Annotated in this window: 1 pseudogene; it reads left to right on the forward strand. The window is 58.7% G+C overall.

Annotated elements, in window-relative coordinates:
* Positions 1-194, forward strand: a pseudogene (locus AAC155_RS24335) (IS4 family transposase); the annotation flags it as partial.
* Positions 195-332: the final 138 nt, after the last annotated feature.

The raw sequence follows: 332 nt of genomic DNA on the forward strand, positions 1-332 counted from the left end.
AAGAAAAATGCCGTGTGCCGAAAAAAGCCCCGAGCTTGCATTGGGCCTTCATCAATCTGGGAAAACTGGCCGGCTGGTACGATTCCAAACGCACGGGTCGAGTCGGATGGGAACGACTTTGGGAAGGTTGGTTTCGGCTGCAAACCCTGATAGACGGCTATTTGCTGGCTAAATCAGTTGATTTGGAGATCTGATCAAGAGACAGCGCTCGCGGGGGCGGACGGGGCGGAGATGGCGAGTACGGGAACGAGCGAGGAGCCTGCGACTGCGAGCCGGACGCAGCCAGTGCAGCAGGGTTGGGCGGGGGCCATAAATTGCGCCAGCTTGCTGGC

This window comes from Photorhabdus sp. HUG-39, from assembly GCF_963878365.1.
Classification (GTDB): domain Bacteria; phylum Pseudomonadota; class Gammaproteobacteria; order Enterobacterales; family Enterobacteriaceae; genus Photorhabdus; species Photorhabdus kayaii.